This window comes from Rhizobium sp. SRDI943, from assembly GCF_057653695.1.
Window position 1 is genome coordinate 1612433 of record NZ_CM172787.1, and the last position, 22539, is coordinate 1634971.

Annotated in this window: 23 protein-coding genes and 1 tRNA gene; 20 read left to right on the plus strand and 4 right to left on the minus strand. The window is 60.8% G+C overall.

Features of this window, described 5'->3' with window-relative positions:
* Positions 1 to 35: 35 nt before the first annotated feature.
* The 10 genes from nagZ to AC245Y_RS08205 all read left to right on the plus strand — a co-directional run bounded on the left by nagZ (position 36) and on the right by AC245Y_RS08205 (position 9259).
* Complete coding sequence (gene nagZ, locus AC245Y_RS08160) at positions 36 to 1049, plus strand: beta-N-acetylhexosaminidase (protein ID WP_012757236.1); 1014 nt, start codon at positions 36 to 38, stop codon at positions 1047 to 1049.
* Positions 1050 to 1067: 18 nt separating this feature from the next.
* Positions 1068 to 1925, plus strand: coding sequence for a segregation and condensation protein A (locus tag AC245Y_RS08165; RefSeq protein WP_017993773.1), 858 nt, complete (start codon positions 1068 to 1070; stop codon positions 1923 to 1925).
* Positions 1922 to 2638, plus strand: coding sequence for an SMC-Scp complex subunit ScpB (gene scpB, locus AC245Y_RS08170; RefSeq protein WP_012757238.1), 717 nt, complete (start codon positions 1922 to 1924; stop codon positions 2636 to 2638). Before AC245Y_RS08165 ends, scpB begins: the two co-directional genes overlap by 4 nt.
* A gap of 185 nt (positions 2639 to 2823) precedes the next feature.
* Positions 2824 to 3015 (plus strand): twin-arginine translocase TatA/TatE family subunit, encoded by a 192-nt coding sequence (locus AC245Y_RS08175; RefSeq protein ID WP_012483600.1) that lies wholly within the window; start codon positions 2824 to 2826, stop codon positions 3013 to 3015.
* 51 nt (positions 3016 to 3066) lie between these two features.
* On the plus strand, positions 3067 to 3678 hold the full coding sequence (gene tatB, locus AC245Y_RS08180) for a Sec-independent protein translocase protein TatB (protein WP_017993774.1): 612 nt from the start codon (positions 3067 to 3069) through the stop codon (positions 3676 to 3678).
* On the plus strand, positions 3675 to 4502 hold the full coding sequence (gene tatC, locus AC245Y_RS08185) for a twin-arginine translocase subunit TatC (protein ID WP_012757241.1): 828 nt from the start codon (positions 3675 to 3677) through the stop codon (positions 4500 to 4502). Before tatB ends, tatC begins: the two co-directional genes overlap by 4 nt.
* 199 nt (positions 4503 to 4701) lie before the next feature.
* Positions 4702 to 5985 carry a serine--tRNA ligase gene (gene serS / locus AC245Y_RS08190; protein ID WP_012757242.1) on the plus strand — a complete coding sequence of 428 codons (1284 nt, stop codon included), beginning with the start codon at positions 4702 to 4704 and terminating at the stop codon, positions 5983 to 5985.
* A gap of 4 nt (positions 5986 to 5989) precedes the next feature.
* Entirely contained in the window at positions 5990 to 6763 is a 774-nt protein-coding gene (surE, locus tag AC245Y_RS08195) for a 5'/3'-nucleotidase SurE (RefSeq protein ID WP_012757243.1), read from the plus strand.
* On the plus strand, positions 6760 to 7413 hold the full coding sequence (locus AC245Y_RS08200) for a protein-L-isoaspartate(D-aspartate) O-methyltransferase (protein WP_017993775.1): 654 nt from the start codon (positions 6760 to 6762) through the stop codon (positions 7411 to 7413). Before surE ends, AC245Y_RS08200 begins: the two co-directional genes overlap by 4 nt.
* Positions 7414 to 7654: 241 nt before the next feature.
* A complete protein-coding gene (locus AC245Y_RS08205) occupies positions 7655 to 9259 on the plus strand; it encodes a peptidoglycan DD-metalloendopeptidase family protein (RefSeq protein WP_026157328.1) in 1605 nt (534 codons plus the stop codon).
* A gap of 164 nt (positions 9260 to 9423) precedes the next feature.
* Here the strand turns inward: AC245Y_RS08205 and AC245Y_RS08210 are convergent, their stop codons facing one another.
* A complete protein-coding gene (locus AC245Y_RS08210; protein ID WP_012757246.1) occupies positions 9424 to 10296 on the minus strand; it encodes an ATP-binding protein in 873 nt (290 codons plus the stop codon).
* A gap of 206 nt (positions 10297 to 10502) precedes the next feature.
* Here AC245Y_RS08210 and yajC point away from each other — a divergent pair, with 206 nt between their 5' ends.
* The 5 genes from yajC to AC245Y_RS08235 all read left to right on the plus strand — a co-directional run bounded on the left by yajC (position 10503) and on the right by AC245Y_RS08235 (position 15226).
* Positions 10503 to 10850, plus strand: a complete 348-nt coding sequence (yajC, locus tag AC245Y_RS08215) for a preprotein translocase subunit YajC (protein ID WP_003558894.1) — start codon at positions 10503 to 10505, stop codon at positions 10848 to 10850.
* Between the two features lie 45 nt (positions 10851 to 10895).
* Entirely contained in the window at positions 10896 to 13436 is a 2541-nt protein-coding gene (gene secDF / locus AC245Y_RS08220) for a protein translocase subunit SecDF (RefSeq protein ID WP_012757247.1), read from the plus strand.
* Between the two features lie 4 nt (positions 13437 to 13440).
* Positions 13441 to 13827, plus strand: coding sequence for an Mth938-like domain-containing protein (locus tag AC245Y_RS08225; RefSeq protein WP_003539009.1), 387 nt, complete (start codon positions 13441 to 13443; stop codon positions 13825 to 13827).
* Positions 13828 to 13829: 2 nt separating this feature from the next.
* The gene (locus AC245Y_RS08230; RefSeq protein WP_012757248.1) at positions 13830 to 14687 is read left to right on the plus strand and encodes a phytoene/squalene synthase family protein; all 858 of its coding nucleotides are present in this window, start codon (positions 13830 to 13832) and stop codon (positions 14685 to 14687) included.
* Positions 14688 to 14758: 71 nt separating this feature from the next.
* Complete coding sequence (locus AC245Y_RS08235; RefSeq protein ID WP_017993777.1) at positions 14759 to 15226, plus strand: hypothetical protein; 468 nt, start codon at positions 14759 to 14761, stop codon at positions 15224 to 15226.
* A gap of 107 nt (positions 15227 to 15333) precedes the next feature.
* On the opposite strand, the gene trmFO is transcribed toward AC245Y_RS08235, so the two are convergent.
* The 3 genes from trmFO to AC245Y_RS08250 all read right to left on the minus strand — a co-directional run bounded on the left by trmFO (position 15334) and on the right by AC245Y_RS08250 (position 17445).
* Positions 15334 to 16767, minus strand: coding sequence for a methylenetetrahydrofolate--tRNA-(uracil(54)-C(5))-methyltransferase (FADH(2)-oxidizing) TrmFO (gene trmFO, locus AC245Y_RS08240; RefSeq protein WP_012757250.1), 1434 nt, complete (start codon positions 16765 to 16767; stop codon positions 15334 to 15336).
* Positions 16768 to 16860: 93 nt separating this feature from the next.
* The gene (locus AC245Y_RS08245; RefSeq protein ID WP_003539017.1) at positions 16861 to 17004 is read right to left on the minus strand and encodes a DUF1127 domain-containing protein; all 144 of its coding nucleotides are present in this window, start codon (positions 17002 to 17004) and stop codon (positions 16861 to 16863) included.
* A 294-nt stretch (positions 17005 to 17298) separates the two neighbouring features.
* Positions 17299 to 17445, minus strand: coding sequence for a DUF1127 domain-containing protein (locus AC245Y_RS08250; protein ID WP_012757251.1), 147 nt, complete (start codon positions 17443 to 17445; stop codon positions 17299 to 17301).
* Between the two features lie 871 nt (positions 17446 to 18316).
* Here AC245Y_RS08250 and AC245Y_RS08255 point away from each other — a divergent pair.
* From AC245Y_RS08255 to AC245Y_RS08275, 5 genes are all read left to right on the plus strand, one after another.
* Positions 18317 to 19420 carry a DUF2157 domain-containing protein gene (locus AC245Y_RS08255; RefSeq protein ID WP_017993778.1) on the plus strand — a complete coding sequence of 368 codons (1104 nt, stop codon included), beginning with the start codon at positions 18317 to 18319 and terminating at the stop codon, positions 19418 to 19420.
* Complete coding sequence (locus AC245Y_RS08260) at positions 19417 to 20007, plus strand: GDYXXLXY domain-containing protein (RefSeq protein WP_012757253.1); 591 nt, start codon at positions 19417 to 19419, stop codon at positions 20005 to 20007. Before AC245Y_RS08255 ends, AC245Y_RS08260 begins: the two co-directional genes overlap by 4 nt.
* Before the next feature lie 153 nt (positions 20008 to 20160).
* Positions 20161 to 20245, plus strand: a tRNA-Leu gene (locus AC245Y_RS08265).
* A 199-nt stretch (positions 20246 to 20444) separates the two neighbouring features.
* Positions 20445 to 21929 carry a trigger factor gene (gene tig, locus AC245Y_RS08270; RefSeq protein ID WP_012757254.1) on the plus strand — a complete coding sequence of 495 codons (1485 nt, stop codon included), beginning with the start codon at positions 20445 to 20447 and terminating at the stop codon, positions 21927 to 21929.
* 178 nt (positions 21930 to 22107) lie between these two features.
* The gene (locus AC245Y_RS08275) at positions 22108 to 22533 is read left to right on the plus strand and encodes a nuclear transport factor 2 family protein (RefSeq protein WP_012757255.1); all 426 of its coding nucleotides are present in this window, start codon (positions 22108 to 22110) and stop codon (positions 22531 to 22533) included.
* The last annotated feature ends 6 nt before the right edge of the window (positions 22534 to 22539 follow it).

Below are 22539 nucleotides of genomic sequence, written 5' to 3' on the forward strand. Positions count from 1 at the left end.
TTCAATCTGACCAGGAAAGGCTCTAAGATTCGGATATGACCGAATCAAAAGCGATGATCCTTGGCTGCAACGGCCTTGCCCTCACTTCCGAAGAGAAGGCCTTTTACCGGGGCGAACGACCCTGGGGCTTCATCCTCTTCGGGCGCAACATCTCCGAAGCGCGGCAGATCGCCGACCTCGTCGCCGAACTGCGCGACAGCGTCGGCTGGCATGCGCCGGTGCTGATCGACCAGGAGGGCGGCCGCGTCCAGCGCATCCGTCCACCCGTTCTGGCGCGTTATCCTTCCGGCCAGGCGCTCGGCGAGCTCTATCGCCGCGATCGGGCACTCGGCCTGCGCGCCGCCTGGCTGATGTCACGGCTGCACGCCTTCGACCTTTCGAGCCTCGGCATCGATGTCGATTGCCTGCCGGTGCTGGATGTGCCGGTCGAGGGCAGCAGCAACGTCATCGGCGACCGCGCCTATGGCGCCGATCCCGAAACCGTCATCGCGATGGGAAGGGCGGCTGCCGAGGGGCTGAAGGCCGGCGGCCTGTTACCTGTCATGAAACATATGCCCGGCCATGGTCGCGGCTTTGCCGATTCACATCTGGAACTGCCTGTTGTCACCGTCTCGCGCGACGAGCTGGAGCTCCATGATTTTCCGCCTTTTGTCGCGATGAAGGACGAGTTGATGGCAATGACCTGCCATCTCGTCTTCACCGCCATCGACCCGGACAATCCGGCGACGTGCTCGCGCAAGGTGATCGACGGCATCATCCGCAAGCACATCGGCTTTAACGGTCTGCTGCTCTCCGACGACAGCTCGATGAACGCTCTTTCCGGCACGATCGGTGAACGCGCGGCGAATATCATTGCAGGCGGATGCGATATTGTGCTGCATTGCAACGGCAATATGGACGAGATGCTAGATGTCGTGGCAAATGTTCCGCCGCTCGCCGGCATATCGCTTGCCCGCGCAAAAGCGGTGGAAGCAGGATTCGCGGCGGCGGATACTTCAGATGAAGCGGAATTGAGGGCGGAATTCGAAGCGATGTTTGCGACGGTCTGATCGTAAGGGAGCAGTTAGGTGAACACGGTCAAGGGCACGGAACGTCAGCAGGCGGCAACGCCGATGGACAAGTTGTGGCAGGATAACGGTGCCGAGCGCGCCACCCACGAGCCGGCGCTGGTGATCGACGTCGCCGGCTTCGAAGGTCCGCTCGACCTGTTGCTCTATCTCGCCCGCAACCAGAAGGTCGACCTGTCGCGCATTTCGGTGCTGGCGCTCGCAGAGCAATATCTGCTGTTCATCGAAAGCGCCCGGCGGATCCGCATCGAGCTCGCCGCCGATTACCTCGTCATGGCAGCCTGGCTTGCCTATCTCAAGTCGAAGCTGCTCATTCCCCAGCAGATCAAGGATGACGGCCCTTCCGGCGAGGAGCTGGCGGCAACGCTTGCCTTCCGGCTGAAACGCCTCGAAGCCATGCGCCAGGCGGCGGACGGCCTCGTCAATCGCAACCGCCTCGGCCGCGATATCTTCGTGCGTGGGGCGCCCGAGCATATTCCCGACCGGCAGCAATCCGCTTATGCGGCGAGCCTCTACGATCTCTTGACCGCCTATGCGGCACTACGCCAGCGCCATGCCGTCACCCAGGTAACGATCGAGCGGCGTACCGTCTGGTCGCTGACCGATGCCCGCGAGCTGCTGACCAAGATGATCGGCGAGGTCGCTGACTGGACGGCGATGGAGCATTATCTGCTGCGGTATCTCGCAGCGCCCGAGGAACGCGTCACCGCAATCGCCAGCGCCTTTGCCGCTTCGTTGGAGCTGGTGCGCGAGGGCAAGCTCGAAATCCGCCAGGACGGCGCTTTTCAGCCGATATACATGCGCCGCGGTCCCAAACATGCCACGCTGCAAGTGGTCGAACAGGAGCAGCCGGCTTGATCGATCCGAAGAGCGAAGAGGATTTCGAGGACAATTACGAAGACAGGGGCCGCGACCTGCAGGCCGAGATCGAGGCGGAGCGTATCGCCGAGGCGCTGGTCTTCGCCTCCTCGCAGCCGGTCTCCGAAGCCTTCCTCGCCGAGCGCCTGCCTGAGAAGACCGATGTGCATGCGATCATGCTGCGCCTGAAGGAGCAATATGCGCCGCGGGGCGTCAATCTCCTGCAGGTCGAAGGCGCCTGGGCCTTCCGTACCGCCGCCGACCTGTCCTTCGTCATCCGCCGTGATGACAATGAGGTGAAGAAGCTGTCGCGCGCCGCACTGGAAGTGCTGGCGATCATCGCCTATCACCAGCCCGTGACACGTGCTGAAATCGAGGATATCCGCGGCGTCCAGACCTCGCGCGGCACGCTCGACGTGCTGATGGAAGCCGGCTGGGTGCGGTTCCGTGGCCGCCGCCGCACACCGGGCCGGCCGGTGACATTGGGCACGACACGCGATTTCCTCGACCATTTCGGTCTCGAAGAGCTGCGTGACCTGCCTGGTCTCGAAGAGTTGAAGGGAGCGGGCTTGCTGTCGGGCCGCATTCCGGCAAACTTCAATATTCCCTCGCCGTTGATGAACGACGAACTGACCGAGGACGAAGACCCGATCACCCAGATGGACCTCGAGGAACTGGGGTTGCTGGCGCCACGCGGCACCTCCGAAGATTGAGGGGCTTGCGTCTTGCTTTTGCCATGCATGGCGAAAACAATGGAGCCAGCACTTTTCGATGGGTCAATGGCTTGTCACAAAGGGCGATACCGTGACATTAAGCTCAGTTCAAAGAGCTTGATGTTGGAAATGATGTGGGAAATCCCCACATCGTGGGAACATAGAAACAGGGAGTAAGCGTAATGATGGGTTCTTTTAGCATGTGGCACTGGTTGATCGTTCTGGTCATCGTGCTGTTGTTGTTCGGTCGCGGCAAGATCCCGGAGCTGATGGGCGACGTTGCCAAGGGCATCAAGAGCTTCAAGAAGGGCATGACGGACGACGACGCGCCCGACACGGCAAAGACCGTCGATCACAAGGCCGACGAAACGAAGTAACCAAGTCCGGGAAAAAGCGCAGCCCCCGCGCTTCCCGTCCAGGAGCCTTGCATGTTCGATATTGGTTGGACCGAGCTTTTGGTCATCGCGGTCGTACTGATCGTGGTCGTCGGTCCCAAGGATTTGCCGCCGATGCTGCGCGCTTTCGGCAAGATGACGCAGCGTGCCCGCAAGGTGGCGGGCGATTTCCGCGCGCAGTTCGATGAAGCGTTGCGCGAAGCCGAGCTTGACGATGTCCGCCAGACGATCAGCGACGCCCAGAAACTGAACCCGGTCAACAGCCTGCGCGAGGCGATGAACCCGCTTCGCCAGATGGGCAACGAGATCAAGGCCGACCTGCAGAAGTCGACCACCGTCACGGAAAACAAGACCGAGGTGCCGCCCGATGCTGTCGCAGCCCCGACGCCGTCGATGAGCCTGCCGGAAACGCCGCCATTGGTCGCGACACCTGCGCCGTCGGAACCGGTCGCAGCAGCGATCGTGCAGGCCGATATGGTTGCCGCCAAGCCGAAGGCCGTGCGCAAGCCGCTCGTCAAGGCTGCCGACAAGGTCGATTCTGCGGCCGCTATTGCCATGCCTGTGGAAAAACCGAAGCGCACGACGGCAGCCAGGAAGCCTGCAACGCTGAAGACGCCGGCGCAGACAAAGAAGGACGAGGCATGAGCGGTGATACCGAAGATAAGCCGCAGCCGTTGATCGAGCACCTGATGGAGCTGCGCAGGCGGCTGATGTGGTCGATCGGCGCGTTTTTCGTCGCCTTCATCGCATGCTTCTTTTTTGCCAAGCATCTCTTCAACTATCTGGTCATTCCCTACAAGACAGCCGTAATTTGGGCGCATCTTGACGTCGAGAAAGCCCAGCTCATCTATACCGCGCCGCAGGAATTCTTCTTCACCCAGGTCAAGGTGGCGATGTTCGGCGGCCTTGTGGTCGCTTTCCCGATCATTGCCGCCCAGGTCTACAAGTTCGTGGCGCCGGGTCTCTACAAGAACGAGCGCCAGGCTTTCCTGCCGTTCCTGATCGCCTCGCCGGTGCTGTTCCTGATGGGCGGCGCGCTCGTCTATTTCTTCTTCACGCCGATGGTCATGTGGTTCTTCCTGTCGATGCAGCAGGCGCCGGGTCATGACGAGGTGGCCATCTCGCTGATGCCGAAGGTCTCGGAATATCTGAGCCTGATCATGACGCTGGTCTTCTCCTTCGGCCTCGTCTTCCAGCTTCCCGTCGTCACTACGCTGCTCGCCCGTGTCGGTCTTCTGACGTCGCAATGGCTCGCCGAAAAGCGCAAGTTTGCCATCGTGCTCGCCTTTGTCGTGGCCGCCGTGCTGACGCCGCCGGATCCGATGTCCCAGATCGGCCTTGCGATACCGACGATCCTTCTCTACGAGATTTCCATCCATGCGGCGCGACTCGTGGAGCGTCAGCGTGCCCGGCAGGCGGTCGAAAAGGAAACCGGATCCGCAGATGTTGCCAAGACGGACAGCGTCTGAGCTGCGATCTCGAAATCCCTTCATGAACGCCGTCGACTGCTTAGTCCTTAAATCGGAATCGGTTTAAGGAATTATGCAGCAATTCAAAGTGTTACAGTGTCCCTTGTGCGTCTGAAAAGTCGCGCGGCGCTGTAACATCCGGTCGAGGCCCGATCTGGCTTTGGCCGGGTCACCTCTGTTGCAACGACCTGGAACGACGATGCTCGATATCAAATGGATCCGTGAGAATCCCGAAGCGCTCGATGCCGCCCTTGCCAAGCGCGGCGCGGAGCCTCTGGCCCAAAGTCTCGTTGCTCTCGATGAAAAGCGCCGCTCTGCCGTGCAGAAGGCACAGGACTTGCTGTCCCGCCGCAACCTCGCCTCCAAAGAGATCGGTGCGGCGATGGCCCAGAAGAATGGCGAGCTTGCCGAGAAGCTGAAGGCGGAGGTCTCTGAACTGAAGACCCTGCTGCCGGCGATCGAGGAAGAGGACCGGCAGCTGACGGCCGAACTCAACGACGCGCTCTCGCGCATCCCGAATATACCTTTCGACGACGTCCCTGTCGGCAAGGATGAGCATGACAATGTCGTCACCCGCACCGTCGGCGAAAAGCCGCGCTGGAACCACGCGCCGAAGGAGCACTTCGAAATCGGCGAAGCGCTCGGCTATATGGATTTCGAGCGCGCCGCCAAGCTCTCCGGCTCGCGCTTCACGGTTCTGACCGGGCCGCTCGCCAGGCTCGAGCGCGCGCTCGGCCAGTTCATGATCGATCTCCACACGAGCGAGCACGGGTATAGCGAAGTCAGCTCGCCGCTGATGGTGCGCGACGAGGCCGTTTATGGCACCGCCCAGCTGCCGAAATTCGCCGACGATCTCTTCAGGACGACTGATGGACGCTGGTTGATCCCGACGGCCGAGGTGACGCTGACCAATCTCGTGCGCGAAGAGATCCTCGATCAGGAAAAGCTGCCGCTCCGCTTTACCGCATTGACGCCGTCCTTCCGCTCGGAAGCGGGCTCGGCCGGCCGCGATACGCGCGGCATGCTGCGCCAGCATCAGTTCTGGAAATGCGAGCTCGTCTCGATCACCGATGCCGAGAGCGCCGTTGCCGAGCATGAGCGCATGACCGCCTGCGCCGAGGAAGTGCTGAAGCGCCTCGGCCTGCATTTCCGCACCATGACGCTTTGCACCGGCGACATGGGTTTCGGCTCGCGCAAGACTTACGATCTCGAAGTCTGGCTGCCGGGGCAGAATGCCTTCCGTGAAATCTCGTCCTGCTCGGTCTGCGGCGATTTTCAGGGCCGGCGGATGAATGCGCGCTACCGCGGCAAGGAAGATAAGAACAACAAGTTCGTGCACACGCTGAATGGTTCCGGCACTGCCGTCGGCCGCTGCCTGATCGCCGTCCTTGAAAATTATCTGAATGAGGATGGTTCCGTCACGATTCCGGACGTTTTGCTGCCTTATATGGGCGGATTGACCAAAATCGAACGGGCGGCCTGAGGCGATGCGCATCCTGCTTACGAATGACGACGGCATTCACGCCGAAGGTCTTGCCGCGCTGGAGCGGATCGCGCGCACGCTGTCCGACGATGTCTGGATCGTCGCGCCCGAGACCGACCAGAGCGGCCTTGCCCATTCGCTGAGCCTCTCCGAACCTCTGAGGCTGCGCAAGATTTCCGAAAAGCATTTCGCCTTGCGCGGCACGCCGACCGATTGCGTCATCATGGGTATCAGGCAGGTGATGGACATCAAGCCGGATCTCGTCCTGTCCGGCGTCAATTCAGGCTCGAACGTCGCCGACGACGTGACCTATTCCGGCACGATCGCCGGCGCCATCGAGGGCACCATGCAGGGCGTGCGCTCCTTCGCGCTGAGCCAGGCCTATCTCTATGAGGACGGCGCGCGCATCGTCCCCTGGGAGGTCTGCGAGACGCATGCGCCGGCTCTTCTGGAAAAGCTGATGGTCCTGGACCTGCCGGATGGCACGTTTCTCAATCTCAACTTCCCGAACTGCCGTCCCGACGAAGTCGACGGTGCCGAGGTGACCATGCAGGGCAAGCTCGCCTTCAATCTGCAGGTCGATGCCCGCTCCGACGGCCGGGGATTTCCTTACTACTGGCTGAAGTTCGGCGAACGCGCCGGCGCCTTCGTCGAAGGCACCGATATTCACGCCCTGAAGCATAATAAGATTTCGGTAACGCCTTTGAAACTGGATCTGACCGATTATTCCGTGACGGACCGCGTGGCGCGGGCCTTGGGATACGGAGCACAAGTTTGACGGCAAGACTGGCGGAGAAGGAGGGCTTTGCTGCGCTCGTCCTCAGATTGCGTGCCGAAGGCATCTCCGATCTCGATCTGCTGACGGCAGTCGAGCAGACGCAGCGCTCGCTGTTCGTGCCGCCGCAATTTGCCGACGACGCCTATTCGAGGCGGACGATCCCGATCGAATGCGGCTCCTTTCTCGAAGGCATCGATTTTGCCGTCCGCATCCTGCATCACCTGAAGCTCAAGCCCGGCCAGCGCGTCCTGGAGATCGGCACCGGAAGCGGCTTTACCGCCGCCGTGATGGGCCGCCTGGCCGAGCGTGTCCTGTCCATCGACCGCTACAAGACGCTGACGACGGCAGCGCAGCGGCGCATGGAATCGCTTGGTTTGCGCAGCGTCGTCATCCGTCAGGCCGACGGCAGCGCCGGCATGCAGGGAGAGGGGACCTTCGATCGCATCCTGGTGACGGCCGCTTTCAACGCGATGCCGCGCTTTTATACCGACCAGCTCGTTTCCGGCGGCTCGATGATCGCGCCGCTGATGATTTCCGAGAACGAGTGTCGCATGGTGCGGCTGACGAAAACCGGTAGCCGTTTCGAACGCGAGGAACTGTTCGACGCTCCCTATCTGCCGATCGTTCCGCGCCTTGCCTCGCTGCTGTAGATGTGGATGATTTCAGGCCGCATCGGCCTGAAATCCGACCATCAAAACAACAGCGCATGAGGTTATGCGAAAGCCGCTCAGGCTTTTTGGCATCATGCTCGGCACACTGCAATTTTTCACCCGTAAGCTATGGTTATCAATTTCTCAAAAATATCGTACTGATTCCAGCATCTTAACTGCGTGGTAATACTAACGCGTTTTAATAGACTCACAAATGGTTGCGTTCTCAGTGGGTCGAGTCATGCGTTTCAGTCTTTCGCCAAAGTTCGGGAAGTCGGCCGGTAATCTTCTGGTTGTTAGCCTGCTGGCAAGTGCCGCAACAGGCTGCAGTTCCGATGTGACACGGTTTGGCGGCTTGTTTTCCTCCTCCGGGCAGGACCAGATCACCACAAGTTCCATTCCGCGCAGGAATATGAACGGTTCTCAAGGTGATCCGGTGCCGCGCGCCGATCTTGGCGGTTCGGCCGTTGCCAGCCAGTCGGGCTACGGCGGCGGCAATGATGCGCTGAATCAGCCTTATCCCGTCCGCCAGGGTTACGATCCGACCCGCACGTCGAGCTCGAGCGCACGTCTCGCTTCCGCGCCGGTCTCCGTGCAGCGTTCAGAATTGGCCGCGCCGACAGCGGCGGCACCCTCCCGGCAGCGGGAAAAGGAAGTCGCGCTCGCTCAGCCTTTCCCGACTGCGCCGCAAGCCGAAAGGCCCCGATTGGTGGCGCCGGCTGCGCCGAAGATGACGCCCGATACGCTGACGACCGGCACGACGCCGAAGGTTTCCGGCTGGTCTGCCACCAACGCTCCGTCGGTGACGCTGCGTCCGGGTGAAAGCATCGCCACCCTCTCCAGGCGTTTTGGCGTACCGGAAAAGGAAATTCTGCGCGTCAATGCTCTGAAGACGGCATCTGCCGCCCAGCCCGGCCAGGCGATCCTGATCCCGACATTCAACGGCGGCAATGCCGCCAAGGCGGCATCGCAGGCGGCTGACCTTTCCAAGCCCGGCAAGATGCCGGATGCGCCGAAGGCGCCTGAGCAGAACGTTGCCGTCATTCCGGGCGCCAATTCCGCCCGCGACAAGACGCTGGCGAGTGCCGATGTCACCGGTAAACTTCCCGCCGGCGCCGGCAAGGATCCGAAGGCGCCTGCCGGCACCTATGTCGTCAAGCAAGGCGATTCCCTGGCAAAGATTGCCAAGGCGACCGGTAGCAATGTCGACGACCTTAAAGCCGCCAACAATCTGTCGGCCAGTTCGCTCCGCATCGGTCAGGCCCTGAAGATCCCGAACGGCACCGCCGACAATATCAAGACCGCCTCGATCCCGGCCGAGAAGGTCGATCCGAAGCCAACTCAGCCGGCGGCTCCCCAGCAGACGGCTTCCGTTCAGCCCGCGCCCTACAAGGCGCCGGCCGCCACCCAGACCGTCGACGATGTCGAGAAGAAGTCGGACGTCAGCTCAGCCGCGCCGGAATCGACCGGCATCGGTAAATATCGCTGGCCGGTGCGCGGCCAGGTCATTGCCTCATACGGTGCCAACGTCAACGGCAACCGCAATGACGGCATCGACATCTCGGTCCCGCAGGGCACGCCGATCAAGGCTGCCGAAAACGGCGTCGTCATCTATGCCGGCAACGGCCTGAAGGAACTCGGCAACACGGTTCTTGTCCGTCACGACGACGGCACCGTCACCGTCTACGGCAACGCCGATACGCTGAGCGTCACCCGCGGCCAGAAGATCCAGCGTGGCCAGACCGTCGCCGTCTCCGGCATGAGCGGCGACGTCAAGCAGCCGCAGGTCCATTTCGAGGTGCGCAAGGATGCGTCCCCGGTCAACCCGATGACTTTCCTGGAATAGGTATTGCGTACCAGGAAACGCAAAAGCCCGGCCACCAGCCGGGCTTTTGTCATTTGATGGATACCGCCCAAAAGTGTGCAGCGGTTCTGGGAGGACGACGTGCAGAAGAAAAAGATCGAAAGTGCCTTGCATGAATCAAGTTCGATGCGACGTGCTTTAGATGTTTAGTCCCGGTCGATGTGAACCCGCATGCGTCCGGCCAGATCCTGAATATATTGCCAGGCGACGCGGCCGGAGCGTGCGCCGCGCGTCGTTGCCCATTCCAGCGCTTCGGCATGCATCTTGTCGCGTTCGAGCCCGAGCTTGAAGTGATCGGCATAGCCGTCGATCATGCCGAGATAATCCTCCTGGCTGCATTTGTGAAAGCCGAGCCAGAGGCCGAAGCGGTCGGAAAGCGAAACCTTCTCCTCGACCGCCTCCGACGGATTGATCGCCGTCGACTGCTCGTTTTCCATCATGTGGCGCGGCAGCAGATGGCGTCGGTTGGAGGTGGCGTAGAACAGCACATTGTCCGGCCGCCCTTCGACGCCGCCGTCGAGTGCCGCCTTCAGCGACTTGTAGGCGGTGTCGTCGTGATCGAAGGAAAGATCGTCGCAGAAGACGATCACGCGGTAGGGTGTGTCCTTCAGGAGGTCGAGCAGATGGGGAAGGCTGGAGATATCCTCACGATGGACTTCTACCAGTTTCAGCAACACACTGCTTTCGCGCCTGACATCCTCGTGCACGGCCTTGACCAGCGAGGATTTGCCCATGCCTCGCGCGCCCCAGAGCAGCACATTGTTGGCGGCATAGCCCTCGGCGAAACGCACCGTATTCTCATGCAGAATGTCGCGCACGTGATCGACGCCGCGGATGAGCGTCAACGCCACCCGGTTCGGCCTCTTGACCGGCTGCAGATGCTGGCGCAATGGCGCCCAGACGAAACAGTCGGCGGCATCCCAGTCGTTGCGGGCGGGCGCCGGTCCGGCAAGACGTTCGACGGCGTCGGCGAGCCGTCTCAGTTCGGCAAGCAGGGCTGTGTTGATTTCCTCGGTCATCGACGGCCTCCTGATTTCTCGCTGCGGCAATCCGCTTTGATCTTTCGATGTCGGTTAGCATGGCGTTTTGAATGCGGAAAGGTTATGAGGCAGCGGAATCGGTACTGTTTCCGGCTGTTTCTGTTGCATTCATCGAAGCCGTAACTATAGTCCGGCAACCTGAAAAGAGAGGCGGAGTTCCGCCGCCCAAGCCTGAGGAGTTTAGCATGTTCATCACCCCGGCATTCGCCCAGAGCGCGACCGATACCGCAACGGGATTCGGCGGCTCCGGTTTCGAAATGATCATCCTGTTCGTGCCGCTGATGGTCGTCTGGTACTTCCTGCTGATCCGTCCGCAGCGCGCACAGGCAAAGAAGCGTGAGGAGACCCTGAAGGCGATCCGTCGCGGCGATCAGGTCGTCACCGGCGGCGGTCTCGTCGGCAAGGTCACCAAGGTCGTCGACGAAAAGGAAGTCGAAGTCGAGATTGCTGACGGCGTGCGCGTGCGCATCGTCCGCAGCGGCATCTCCGAAATTCGCGTCAAGGGTGAACCGGTCAAGGCCGACGCGGCGTAACAAGCGATAACAGCAGGACCGCCGGATCGGAAGATCGTCGAGAGAATGTTGCATTTTTCCCGCTGGAAAACACTTCTGATTTGGCTGGCCGCGTTTGCGGCCATCGTCATCGCTGCGCCCAATCTGCTGACTGAGGCGCAGCGATCCTCCCTGCCGGACTGGTTGCGGCACGACCGCGTAGTGCTTGGGCTCGACCTGCAGGGCGGCTCGCATATCGTTCTAAAGGTCGAGCGTTCCGACATCGTCAGGGACCGCCTGGAAGAGCTGGTCGCCAATGTGCGCAACGCGCTGCGTGGCGCCAGCATCCGCTATACCGGGCTGACCGGCAATGACCAGACCGTCACCGTCCGGATCACCGATCCGGCCCAGACACAGGCGGCGGTCGATCTGCTGAAGCCTTTGACGACGGCCGGCGGACATTCCGGATCTGAGGTTGCGCTGCAGCAGGGCGAAGAGGGGCAGCTCTCACTGCAGATTTCCGACGCCGGCATTACTGCTGACGTCGCTTCCGCCCGGACCCGCTCGCTCGATATCGTTGGCCGCCGCATCGCCGGATTCGGCTATGATAATTTCCTCGTTCACCCCGATGGCGCCGACCGGATCGTCGTGCAGGTGCTGGGATCGGTCGACGCGGAGCGGCTGAAGAATATCCTGAACCAGCCGGCCAAGCTTTCCTTTCATTTGATCGACGAAAGCATGTCGGGGCAGGAGGCGCTGAACGGCCGTTGGCCGGCGACATCGCAGGTGCTCTATTCGCTTGACGATCCGCCGATCCCCTATCTCGTCGACCGCACCGCTTTCGCCAACAGCGGCAACATGGTCGATATCGAGCCTGTCATCGACCCGCAGACGCAGGAGACCTCGATTGCCTACCGTCTCGATGCCGAAGGCACGCAGCGGTTGGCGCAGGCGACCGGGCAGAATATCGGCAAGCATCTTGCCATCGTCTTCGACGACCAGGTGATGTCGTCACCGGTCATCGATGCGGCGATCACCGGCGGCGAGGGCAGGATTTCGGCAAACTTCTCCGAGGATGGCGTCCGCGACCTTGCGATCATGCTGCGCGCCGGCGCCTTGCCAGCGACGCTGACCAGCGTTGAGGAACGCAGCGTCAGCCCGAGATTCGGCGCTGATTCCATCTTCAACGGCATCGTTGCCGGCCTCGTCGCCGTCGTATTGGTCGCGGCACTGATGATCGCGCTCTATCGCATCCTCGGCATCATCGCCGTCGCCTCGCTCTTCCTCAACCTGATCCTCATCGTCGCGGTGCTCAGCCTTGCCGGCGCGACGCTCACCTTGCCCGGGATTGCCGGCATCGTGCTGATTGTCGGCATGGCCGTCGACTCGAACGTTTTGATCTACGAGCGAATCCGCGAAGAGGAGAAGACCACTCATTCCTTTGCGGAGGCCGTCGGCCGCGGTTTCTCGCGCGCATTCGCAACGATCGTCGACGCCAATGTGACGATTTTCATTGCGGCCATCATCCTCTTCTTCCTCGGCAGCGAATCCATCCGCGGTTTCGCGGTGACGCTTGCGGTCGGCATCCTGACGACCGTCTTCACGGCTTTCACGCTGACGCGCTCGATCGTTGCCGTCTGGCTGAGCGCGCGCCATCCCCGGCATCTGCCGAAGAGCGTGCTGACGCATCTTTTCGAGCACGCCAATATCCGCTTCATGGGGATTCGCCGTTATGTCTTTACGGCCTCGGCGGTCATTTCGCTGATCGCCATGGCCGCCTTTGCCACCGTCGGCTTGCATCTCGGCGTCGATTTCACTGGCGGCTCGCTCATCGAGGTGACGGCAAAGCAGGCCAATGCCGAGATCGCCGATATCCACTCGCGCCTCAATGATCTCAATCTCGGCGATGTCAGTGTCGAGCGCACGGGCGGGCCGGCGAATGCGCGGATCCGCATCGCTTCCCAGGGTGGCGGCGAGAATGCCGAGCAGTCGGCGGCGACGCTGGTGCGCGGCGAGCTCCAGGAAGATTATGATTTTCGTCGCGTCGAGGTCGTCGGTCCCGCCATCTCGGGCGAATTGACGATGATGGCGACGCTCGGCGTGCTTGCAGCTCTTGCGGCGATCCTCATCTACATCTGGATCCGCTTCGAATGGCAATTCGCGGTCGGCGCCATCGTCGCAACGCTGCACGACGTCATCATCATGCTCGGTCTCTTCGTCCTCACCGGCATCGAGTTCAACCTGACGAGCATCGCCGCCGTACTGACCATCGTCGGTTATTCCTTAAACGATACGGTCGTGGTCTACGACCGAATGCGCGAAAATCTCAAACGATACAAGAAGATGCCGCTGCCGATCCTGATCGATGCCTCGATCAATCAGACGCTGTCTCGCACCGTTCTGACCGCGGCGACGACGCTGATCGCCTTGCTGGCGCTCTTTCTCTTCGGCGGCGAAGTCATCCGCTCCTTCACCTTTGCGATGCTCTTCGGCGTCGCTCTCGGCACCTTTTCTTCGATCTATATCGCTGCTCCTGTCTTGATCGTCTTCCGGCTGCGGCCGGAGGCTCCCGACGGGGAAGAGAGCAACAAGACGGATGCTGGTGTAAAATCCGGCACGGTGGTTTGAAAACATGGCAAAAGGCATAGAAATCCGCGCTGCGCATTTCCCCGGGCGCGCTCCGATCGATGCTTACGGCAATGGTGGCTTTCGTTTTGCCGACATGTCGCATCGCGGCTCGATCCTTTGCCTGCCCTCCGGCATTCATGGCTGGGACATGGATATGTCGAAACCGCTGTCGCCTGAAAACTTTCGCCGGGTGCTGGATGAGGCCGCCGATATCGAGGTTCTGCTCGTTGGTACCGGAACCGAGCTTCGCCGTCTGCCCGAGGAATTGAGGCTGGCGCTGAAGTCGCGCGGCATCTCCTCCGATCCGATGAGTACCGGAGCGGCGGTGCGCACCTTCAATATCATGCTCGCCGAGCAACGTGCCGTCGCCGCGGCGTTGATTGCGGTCTGACGATGACTGAAGCGAATATTGCGACGAACCAGGAGATCTGCCTGGCGATGCTGCGTGACAGCGATCGCGACCGCTATCTCGCCTGTCTGCTGTCGCCGGAGGCAAAGCGCGGCGCGCTTGCAGCTCTTTATGCCTTCAATGCCGAGCTTGCCCGCATCCGTGATCTCGTGCACGAGCCGTTGCCCGGCGAGGTACGGCTGCAATATTGGCACGATCTTCTGGAGGGCAGCGCGCATGGCTCGACAGCGGCCAATCCCGTTGCCGCAGCACTTCTGACCGCGATCGAAACGCACCGCCTGCCGCGCAAGACGCTGATCGACATGATCGAGGCCCGCACCTTCGATCTCTATGACGATCCGATGGAGACACGTCTTTCGCTTGAAGGCTATGCCGGTGAAACGGCATCGGCCCTGATCCAGCTCGCAAGCCTGGTGCTTTCGCCGGAGGAAGCCGCACGATCGGCCGACGCCGCCGGCCATGCCGGGGTCGCCCAAGCGGTCGCCGGGCTGTTGCTGCTGATGCCAGTGCATCGCCGCCGCGGCCAGATCTATGTTCCGCTGCAGATCCTTTCGGCCACCGGTCTCGACCGCGATGCCTTCCTCGCCGGAAAAGACAGGCCGCGCATCTCTGCCGCCATCGAGGCCTTCGCCGGCCTCGGTCGCGAACATCTGGCAAAGGCGAGGGCGGCGGGGCCGATTGCGCCGGCCGTCTTTCCAGCCTTCCTGCCGGCGACGCTTGCCGAACCAGTGCTCATCAAGGCGCAGAAACGCGGCGCCTTGCTGTTCGACCGGCCGCTGCAGCCGCCGCAATGGCGCCGCCAGCTGCGGATGGGGCTGGCTGCTGCACGCCGAAAAATCTGATATCGGTCAAATTCGCGCAAGTCTCGCGCGCTACAAGGCTTCCACCGCTACCCTTTGAACGGAGACTCGGCGTGGGCATTATCGTCTGGTGCGTCCTTTTCGCCATCGTCATTTTCATTGCTTTCGTGGCAACACGAATGGCCGCGCAGAACAAGGAAGACGGCCTGCATGACACGGGCCTCGCCATTATCGAATTCGGTCGCGCCTTTCCGAACGAGGCGATCCGTCAGCTGCAGACGACGGAAAATGGCCAGGCCGTCTTCGTGCGTCTGCATGACAACAAGGCCGGCTTCATGCGCAACATGTCGCGCCATTTCGCCTGCCATCTGATCGAGCCGGGCCGGGTGCGCGTCGTGGGCTCGGAAACGGGCAGGGGCTTGGTGATCGACTTTCTCGATGCACCCTATCACAACGGCGATTTCCAATTTGCTTCTGCCAAGGAAGCCTCGGAAGTCTCGCTGTGGCTGCTCGGCAATTATATCGCCGAGCCGGATAAAGACCTGCCGCCCGGCAATATTTCGGCGGCGAACAAGCAGTAATTCATGCCGCCCAAAACCGTGCAGCGTTTTGCGACGACATGCATAAAGCAAAGACTTCAAGCGGGTCGCTTGAACCGGGTTCGATGCGACACGCATAGAAGCGCCGTTCAGGCGCTTTCGGCAAGCGTCGATTCTTGACCGAGCCAGGTCGCGCAGTCGGCAAGGGCGCGGCGAGCGATCAGCTGCCGCTTCATGATCGTCTTGTCCTTGCCGCGGAAGCGCTTGACGCCTTCAGGTTTGACGATCGAACCCGGCTGGAGCTCCGGAAACAACCCGAAATTGATGTTCATCGGCTGGAACGATCGTTTGCCCGGTTCCTCGTCGGTGACTAGGTGCCCACCGGTGATATGACCGAGCAGGGAGCCCAGCGCCGTCGTTGCCGGCGGCAGCGAGATCGCCTCGCCCTTGCGTTCCGCGGCAGCGAAACGCCCGGCCAGTAGACCGACGCTGGCGCTTTCCACATAACCCTCGCAACCGGTGATCTGGCCGGCAAAACGCAGGCCGGGCCGCGATTTCAGCGTCAGCGACGGGTCGAGCAGGGTGGGCGAGTTGATATAGGTATTACGGTGCAGGCCGCCGAGACGGGCAAATTCCGCATTTTCCAGACCCGGGATCATTCGGAAGATGTCCGCCTGCGCGCCATATTTCAATTTCGTCTGGAAACCGACCATATTGTAAAGCGTGCCAAGTGCATTGTCCTGCCGCAGCTGCACGACGGCATAGGCCTTGACTGTCGGGTTATGCGCATTCGTCAGCCCCATCGGCTTCATCGGTCCGTGGCGCAGCGTCTCGCGGCCGCGTTCGGCCATCACCTCGATCGGCAGGCAGCCGTCGAAATAAGGCGTGCCTTCCCATTCCTTGAAACCGACCGTGTCGCCTGATATCAGCGCGTCGACGAAGGCATTGTACTGCGCCTCGTCCATCGGGCAGTTGATGTAATCCTTGCCGGTGCCGCCGGGGCCGACCTTGTCGTAGCGCGACTGATACCAGCAGATATCCATGTCGATGCTCTCGCGGTAGACGATCGGCGCGATGGCGTCGAAGAAAGCAAGCGAATCCTCGCCGGTTTCCGTCTGGATGGCGCTCGCGAGCGACGGAGCCGTCAGCGGTCCGGTGGCAACGATGGCAAGATCCCAGTCCCTCGGCGGCAGGCCGGTGATCTCTTCACGCACGACGGTGATGAGCGGGTGGTCATGGACCGCCTTGGTCACCGCCTCGGAGAAGCCGTCGCGATCGACGGCGAGCGCACCGCCGGCCGGTACCTGGCACCGATCGGCCGCGGCCATGATCAGCGAGCCCGCCATGCGCATCTCGGCATGTATGACGCCGACGGCATTGCTGGTCGCATCGTCGGAACGGAAGGAGTTGGAGCAGACGAGTTCGGCCAGGCCGTCGGTCTTGTGCGCATCTGTGCCGCGCACCCCGCGCATTTCATGCAGGATGACCGGGACGCCGGAACTGGCGATCTGCCAGGCGGCTTCCGAACCGGCAAGCCCGCCGCCGACGACGTGGATAGGGGAATAGGAGGAGATCGTATTCATTCCGGGCTGATATCATGTCGGCCGGTGCGATCCAACACCCCGGAATCAAAAACGGCGCCCTGAGGCGCCGTCTTGGAAGCATCGCGCCCGCTATTAGCGGAACGAGCGGGATGCGATATTCCGGATGTCGTAACGGCTGACGCCGATATCGGACAGGGTCTGGTTCGAAAGGCCGCCGAGTTCGTTGAGCGTACGACGGTAGCTGAGCCAGCTTCTTGCAATGCGGATCGGGTTCATTGTCTTCTTCCTATGTCCGCGGGACGGCGGGATCGCCTGTCTCTCTGCGGTTGATGTCTATATAGGCGCGATCCGTCCGATTGTGCAGTGCAAATAAAAGGCGTCTGCCATGCAATTGTGCACTATGATGCTCGACAATTAGGCGGTGAATATTTTTTGAGCGAGCTAATCATGCGGAAAAACATGCAACCGCCGCGGCCAACCCGTTAAGACAAAAGAAAACGCCCGCTGTGGGTACAGCGGGCGTTTCGATCGAGAACAATCGTGCCTGGGAGGAGCAGCGATCGCCTTGAATTAGCGGGAAGAAGCCTCACGGGCAACGCGATGGATGTCCGAACGGTCGATGCCGAGATCGTGCAATTCGCGGTTGGTCATGCGGCCGAGTTCCGTGATGGTCTGACGATACTTGCGCCAGTTATTGAAAGAGCGAGAGAAGTTCATGTTAAGCCCCTTTCCGAGGGTTTCATCTGCCAGCAGCCACCGATCGGCGCTGACCTCTATTTGATGACCCGAATATATGTTGCGACGCGAAAGACTAAAACACACAAGTTTTCAGATCACCTATGCGAGCTATGCAATGCTTAAAGGGTATTTGACGCAAACTTACCGTTTTTTGGTCAACGAATAGGCAGAATGACTTTTGAGAAAGCAATTCGATTTGGAGAGGCGAATGCGGCCTCGTTGCGGAAAAACGCTACTTCCTCCGGCGGTTCCGCGTCCATTCGGTGCAAAGAGGCGTGCCGCTTCGGATCGGACGTCGCCCACCTCTTCGCAAGGCTGGTGGGGCGGCGTGACGGCAATGTGGCATGACGGCGCCATGCGACGAAAATCCTCTCACTGCCAAGGCTATAATGAAGCTTTGGCTAAACAAAAACGCCCGCCGGGGGAGGATCCGGCGGGCGTGTTATGGTGACTGACAACTGGGAGGAGGAGTGTTGTCAGTCTATCGCAGCGCGCTGGGAGGAGGAGTGCGCAGCTGCGAATCTCGTCACGGACAAAGCATCCGCGGGCGTCCGGCTAATACCGGGCCGGGGCGCCATCCCCGTGCTTCGATGCGTTAATCAATAGTATGACTAATGAGTATTGTGCAGTGCAATAAATTCATGGGGGATATGCGAAAATTGCATACCTCTCCGTTCATAAGCTTATATTAGCGCTTATGACGTTAGCGGCCGGTTAACACTCGATACTATTTAGACCAATGAGGAACTTGTATATTTGTCGCAAGAGCGTTTGCGAACACCCTTGCTGCGTCTATAACGGCGTGAGCTGCAGCGCCGCAGTCGACGTTGCGGAAATCGAGGGGTTGAGCATGTATCGCGGCAGATTGGAGCGGGATCTCTCACTCTGGGTGGGTAAGGGCCTGCTCGGGCAGGAAACGGCAGGTGCGCTACTCGCCGAATATGACAGCCGCCCGGCAAGCTTCAGCCTCGGCCGGGTGCTGATGGCGCTGGCAGCGGTGCTGCTTGCAGCTGCCATCCTGCTTGTCGTCGCCTCCAACTGGGAGGCCATTCCGCGCCTCGTGCGCGTGGGTGGCATCCTTGCCCTGATCTGGGTAGTGCATATCGCCGCCGCCAGGATGCTTGCCCGCGGTGCGACAGCGGCCGCAGGCGGGTTGCTCGTCATCGGCGCGATGAGTTTCGGCGGCGCCATCTCGCTGGTCGGGCAGATGTATCATCTCTCCGGCGACGAGCAGACGGTGATGTATCTGTGGTTCGCGATTGCGACGATCTCGGCGATCCTGTTCCGTTCGGGCGCCGTGACCGTAGTCGCCGGCTTCCTCTCCTGGGCGTCCTTCGCCGTCTATCTTGAGAATAACGACACGCACTGGATAGGGTTCGCCCCCTGGATGGCGCCCGTCATGGCGGTGATCGTCATCGGGCTGGTGCGGTATACCGGCGCCGAGCGGGCCCGCCACCTGGCCTACCTGCTGCTGATCGGCTGGCTTGCATGGCTCTATACTCTTTATGAGGAGATCGCCGTGGCGCTTGCCTTTGCAATCGGCGGCATGGCGGCATTCGTGCTGACGGCCTTGCCCCCCAGGCCTATTGCCTCCTTGGTCGGAACCGCCGGTGCGGCGCCGGCCTTCTACAGCTTCCTCGTCGCCGTAATCGGCTTCCTGCTGCTGCATATCGAGATCGAGGATGGCTGGCGGCTGGTGGTGCTCGGAGTGGTGACGCTTGCCGCTTCCGTGCTGGCGATCGTCCTGCGTGGCAGGGATAATGGCGCGGTGCGATATCTCGCCTACGCGACCTTTGCCGCGGAGATGCTCTATCTCGCCTCCGTCACCGTCGGCTCGATCCTCGGCACGTCGAGCCTCTTCCTCTTCTCCGGTCTCGTGGTGGCGCTTGTCGCTTGGATGGTCATCCGTCTCGAACGGCGTTTTTCGGCGAATGCACAGGGGGAGCGCGCATGAGCTCGTTCATGGCAAGGCTGCAATCCGGCAAGGGCTATCTGCTTTCGGCGATCATCGTCGCCGGTCTGCAGACCCTTATCCTCGGCACGATCATCCAGAGCCGGGCGTCGATCCTCAGCGACGGCGCCGAGGTGCTGCTGAAGACGGCGCCCGTCGATCCGCGCGATTTCCTGCGCGGCGACTATGTCGTCTTGAACTACGACATTTCCTCGGTGCCGGTGCAGACGGTTTCCGGCGGCATTCCGGCCGAGGCCGGCGAGCGGGTGTTATGGGTCCGGTTGAAGAAGCAGGAGGACGGTTTCTGGACGGTGACCGAATCGTCCTTTCACGAGCTGCCTCCGCAGCCGGAGACCGTGATCCTGCGCAGCCAGCCATTTTATAGTGGCGGACTTGCCGCCGGCGACAGCATGCGTGTCGAATACGGCATCGAGCGTTACTACGTTCCAGAAGGCCAGGGCAAGCCGATCGAGGAGGCCCGCAATGACGGCAATGTCGCCATCGCAGTGCGTGTCTCGCCTGATGGAAGCGCGCAGATCCGCAGCCTGCTGGTTGACGGCAAGCCGGTTTACGACGAGCCGCTTTACTGATCGCGTCACACTTCGGGGCAGGGCGGTTCCGGGGCCGCAAATCCCCTGTCATTTACCGTTCATTTTTCCTTTGCCTCGACCAAATCGGGTGATATAGAGACGCCGCGCTCCGGAAGGCCTCATGCGCAGGCATAGGCATGCGGTTTTGTGAACGCGGGTATGGTGAAATTGGTAGACACGCCAGATTTAGGTTCTGGTGCCGCAAGGCGTGGGAGTTCAAGTCTCTCTACCCGCACCAAGCTGTTTGCAGGCGGGAGACTGAATCGGTTGGCTTAGGGCAGCCGAGAGTTGTCCCGAATAGCCCGCGAGTGCCGTTCCCCCTTGGGCGGAATGATACAGGAATTGGGAAAAGCCACGCGCGGCAGGATCGCCGGCGTCGTGCTCATAGAAACGAACGGCGTCTGGGCACGGCCGCCACGAAATGAAGGTAGGAAGACATGCAGGTTATCGAAACGCTCGCTGAAGGGCTGAAGCGCGAAATCAAGGTCGTTATCCCGGCCAAGGACATGCAAGACAAGATGAATGAGCGTCTTGCCGATGTGAAGGACAAGGTTCGCATCAACGGTTTCCGTCCGGGCAAGGTCCCCGCCGCTCACCTGAAGAAGGTCTACGGCAAGTCGATCATGGCCGACCTCGTCAACGAGATCGTCCGCGAGCAGCCGGCCGCCATCCTGTCTAGCCGCGGCGAGAAGTCGGCCACGCAGCCGGAAATCGCCATGACTGAGGACAAGGACGAAGCCGACAAGATCCTCGCCGCCGAGCAGGATTTCGAATTCACGCTCTCCTATGAAGTGCTGCCGCCGATCGAACTGAAGTCGGTCAAGGGCATCAAGGTCACGCGCGAAGTCATCGACATCTCGGACGACGAAGTCAACGAGCAGGTCCTGAAGGTCGCCGAAAGCGCCCGCGCCTACGAGACCAAGACCGGCAAGGCCGCGAACGGCGACCGCATCACCATGGATTACGTCGGCAAGGTCGACGGTGAAGCCTTCGAGGGCGGCACCGACCAGGGCGCCGAACTGGTGCTCGGCTCCGGTCGCTTCATTCCGGGCTTCGAAGACCAGCTCGTCGGCATCAAGGCCGGCGCCGAGAAGACCATCACCGTGACCTTCCCGGCCGACTACCCGGCCAAGAACCTCGCCGGCAAGGAAGCGACCTTCGACGTCTCAGTCAAGGAAGTCGCCGCACCTGCCGATGTCGAGATCAACGACGAACTCGCCTCCAAGCTCGGCATCGAATCCGCTGACCGCCTTAAGGAAATCGTCCGTGGCCAGATCGAATCGCAGTACGGTTCGCTGACCCGCCAGAAGCTGAAGCGTCAGATCCTCGACCAGCTCGACGAGATGTACAAGTTCGAGACCCCGAACTCGCTCGTCGACGCGGAATATAACGGCATCTGGAGCCAGGTGAACAACGACCTCGCCCAGTCTGGCAAGACCTTCGAGGACGAAGACACGACCGAAGAGAAGGCTCGCGAGGAATACAAGACGCTCGCAGAGCGTCGCGTTCGCCTCGGCCTCGTTCTCTCCGAAATCGGTGAAAAGGCCGGCGTCGAGGTCAGCGAAGACGAGATGCAGCGCGCCATCTACGATCAGCTGCGCCAGTATCCGGGCCAGGAAAAGCAGATCCTCGAATTCTTCCGCAGCCAGCCGGGTGCCGCCGCTTCGATCCGCGCACCGATCTTCGAAGAGAAGGTCATCGATCACCTGCTGACCGAAATCGACGTCACCGACAAGAAGGTGACCAAGGAAGAGCTGCTCGCCGAGGAAGAGGGCGAAGCCAAGGCCGAAACCAAGAAGGCCGCACCGAAGAAGAAGGCTGCCGCCAAGGCCGAAGCAGCTGACGCCGTTGAAGGCGACGAAGCCGCACCGAAGAAGAAGGCTGCTCCGAAGAAGAAGGCGGCTGACGAAAGCGCCGAATAATCGCTTTTTTAGTTCAGAAGTTTGGAAGGCCTCGCCATCGTGCGGGGCCTTTTTCTTTTATCCAGGGCAGTTTCATTCTCGCCGCCTACTCCATTGTGTTTAGTCATCTTGAACAACAAATAGTTGCATTAGCGTATAATTAGATGCAGATTTCGCTGATGGTGGGAGGGACCTGAAAATGACTGCAAAGCATGATATGAAGAAGCTCGTGGAGGAAATCTATGCTGTGCGTGACCGCGGTGATATCGAGGGCACGCTGGCGCTGACTGGTGAGGATTGCACCTTTCGCATTGTCGGCAATGCACGGCTGGGGCCTTTTTCGTCTGAAGCAGCCGGGCCCCATGCCTTTCGTCAAGCAATAACGCAGCTTATCACTGAATGGGATCTGTCAGCTATCAGGACAGTCGGAATCCATGTGGACGAGGACGACCATGTGGTTTTTGCGCATCGCGAAGGCGAGGTCAGGTATATCCCGTCGGGCGTGAGCTTCCATACGGAATTCGTCGACAAGATCCATTTCAAGGACGGGAAGCCAGTCAAGATTGTCGAATTCCTCGACACGCTGCAGGTCGCCGAGACGAGCCAGATTATCCAAATCGCTTAGAGCATG